The sequence below is a fragment of the Roseateles koreensis genome (genome assembly GCF_028595305.1).
Classification (GTDB): domain Bacteria; phylum Pseudomonadota; class Gammaproteobacteria; order Burkholderiales; family Burkholderiaceae_C; genus Paucibacter_A; species Paucibacter_A koreensis.
This window is the reverse complement of sequence record NZ_JAQQXS010000030.1, coordinates 1-2337: the sequence shown is the minus strand read 5'-3', so window position 1 is coordinate 2337 and position 2337 is coordinate 1. Positions and strand designations below refer to the sequence as shown.

4 protein-coding genes are annotated in these 2337 nt (G+C 60.8%); all 4 read right to left on the bottom strand.

The window, feature by feature from the left end:
• Positions 1 to 82 precede the first annotated feature (82 nt).
• Positions 83 to 628 (bottom strand): DUF3304 domain-containing protein, encoded by a 546-nt coding sequence (locus PRZ01_RS19095; RefSeq protein ID WP_273598437.1) that lies wholly within the window; start codon positions 626 to 628, stop codon positions 83 to 85.
• A complete protein-coding gene (locus PRZ01_RS19090) occupies positions 625 to 1176 on the bottom strand; it encodes a DUF3304 domain-containing protein (protein ID WP_273598436.1) in 552 nt (183 codons plus the stop codon). The genes PRZ01_RS19095 and PRZ01_RS19090 overlap by 4 nt, the downstream gene beginning before the upstream one ends.
• Entirely contained in the window at positions 1173 to 1997 is an 825-nt protein-coding gene (locus PRZ01_RS19085) for a DUF4123 domain-containing protein (RefSeq protein WP_273598435.1), read from the bottom strand. The genes PRZ01_RS19090 and PRZ01_RS19085 overlap by 4 nt, the downstream gene beginning before the upstream one ends.
• Positions 1994 to 2337: hypothetical protein (locus tag PRZ01_RS19080; protein WP_273598434.1), on the bottom strand; the 344-nt coding region annotated here is incomplete at its 5' end. The genes PRZ01_RS19085 and PRZ01_RS19080, both read right to left, overlap by 4 nt.

Below are 2337 nucleotides of genomic sequence, written 5' to 3'. Positions count from 1 at the left end.
TTGGCTTTGCAGGCAGTTAATCCCAGGCTCAAGGCCACGGCCCACAGCAGCAGAATGAGGCGCTTCATGATGGGCGTGATGCTCATTTATCCTCCTCCGGGTCATGGGGGCGTGGGTCTTTTGGATAGGGGCGATGTGAAGGGTGATTTGGGTCAATCGTGCTGGAGTCGTAGACCCAGACTTCCAACTTGTCATCCGGCAAGAAGAACACCTGCAGGCGGGCGGGCTCGTCGTACTTCTGCACGGGCACAGTGAGCTTGAGGGTGCGTTCGGCCCAGCAGCAGGCGCGTGTTTCGCTGGCATTCAGGTTTTTGCGTTCTTGGTAAGGCTTGGTGTAGTGCCCAATGGTCCAGTCCACCGTCACCTTCAAATCAGGCGTCCAGCGGCGCGGCAAAAAGATGCCGCCTGCGGTTTTTCCGCCGCCACCGTAGGACGGCAAATTGCCGGCCCAAGCGCCATTGACATAAAAGCTCTGCACCCCCTCAGCGGTGTAGTTGATGCCCGTGATGGACACCCCCAGGGATTCATTGGCACTGTCGTCTTTGGCTTTGCAGGCAGTTAATCCCAGGCTCAAGGCCACGGCCCACAGCAGCAGAATGAGGCGCTTCATGATGGGCGTGATGCTCATTTATCCTCCTCCGGGTCATGGGGGCGTGGGTCTTTAGGGCGTTGGCGGTGAGCCGGGTGGTCGGGGTGGTCAACATCAAAGTCCGTCACCCAAACCTCCAACTTGTCATCCGGCAAGAAGAACACTTGCAAGCGGGCGGGCTCGTCGTACTTCTGCACGGGCACAGTGAGCTTGAGGGTGCGTTCGGCCCAGCAGCATTTGCCTTCCTCTTCAATGGACAGGTGCTTTCGATAGAGCCATGGCTTGGTGTAGTGCCCCACCGTCCAGTCCACCGTCACCTTCAAATCAGGTGTCCAGCGGCGCGGCAAAAAGATGCCGCCTGCGGTTTTTCCGCCGCCACCGTAGGACGGCAAATTGCCGGCCCAAGCGCCATTGACATAAAAACTCTGCACCCCCTCAGCGGTGTAGTTGATGCCCGTGATGGACACCCCCAGGGATTCATTGGCACTGTCGTCTTTGGGTTTGCAGGCAGCCAAACCCAGACCCAGGGCCGCAGCCACGGCCACACCAACGGCCACACCCCACCGCAGTAGAAGGATGCGTTTCATAGACCAGACAAGCGCAGGGCTTCAAGGTGGTTCACGCAATGGGTAAACAACTGTGACCAAGCCGAGTCAGCCTGGGCACGGGCGGCAGTGATTTGTTGCTTCATTTCTTCGTACAGCCGTGCCCCGGAATACCCGGTCAGCAGTTCAGGCCGTTGATGGTGAATCTGGGCCAGCATGGCATCCGCGTCGCCATCATCCACAAGGGGCTGCCACTGCGCAGGGCTGAGTAGCCGGGTGGGCGCTGAATGAGGGGCAGGGACGGTGCCGGCAGCACGAGCCGGGTTGTGATGTTGCACACAGCGCCCGGAGCGGTCAGGAAACCATGACCAGGATTCCCCGGGTGCCCAGCCCGGGCCATCCGGTGCGTTCAACAGCGGCAGCAGCCGGGGCAAACAACGGGTGTCGGCCACGCTGAGCAGGTAGAGGTCGTTGGGCTCACCGGCCATGGCCACCACCATGGCACTGGCGAGGTGGGCGCACAGCGCAGCCAAGGGTGTGCTACTCGCCATGAAGCTCAAGCTGGGGTCTGCGTTGAAACGCTCAGCCAATGGCGTGAGTGATTCCAGCGTGGGGCTGAGCGGTACAAGAATCGGACCCACAGCGGCCGCCTTTCTGTAGGGCGACTCATCCAGCACGCCTTGGCAGACATAGCCGTGTGCTTGCAGCCAGGGCATGCAATCCGGCATGGCTGCGCCATTGATCAGGGCCAGCAGGTGCAGACCCGGTTGCTCGGCAGAAAGTGCTTGGTAGGCCACCAGCACCTGTGTGCAGAAACCTTGACTCAGCGGGTCTTGGGCGTAGTAGTTATGGCTTGAATTCATCGAGTTACCTTGCTCATTGCATTGCCAGACGAAGGCGCCTTCAGCAAACACTCCACACACACATCCTTCACATCCATCCTGCCCCAGTAACTCAAAGCCCCCGCCGCCGCGCTGCCCGAGCCACTCCCCCAATTCTTCGCCCCGCCAATCTCATGGCTGCTGGCCTCCACCACGATGTCGGTGTTGGCGGTGAGGGTCAGGGTGCCGGCTTGCGTCAACTCCAGCGTGACGCCTTGGGTGCTGAGCAGGGCGTGCTGGCCGCGGAATTCGAGGATGAGGTCTTGCTGGGCGAGGTAGTGAGCGGCGCCGCCCTGCACCTGGGTTTGATCGTTGCCTTGGC

Bases quoted from the DNA above. Each gene is read 5' to 3' on its own strand.
- PRZ01_RS19095 (WP_273598437.1), bottom strand. From the start codon at position 628: ATGAGCATCACGCCCATCATGAAGCGCCTCATTCTGCTGCTGTGGGCC.
- PRZ01_RS19090 (WP_273598436.1), bottom strand. From the start codon at position 1,176: ATGAAACGCATCCTTCTACTGCGGTGGGGTGTGGCCGTTGGTGTGGCC.
- PRZ01_RS19085 (WP_273598435.1), bottom strand. From the start codon at position 1,997: ATGAATTCAAGCCATAACTACTACGCCCAAGACCCGCTGAGTCAAGGT.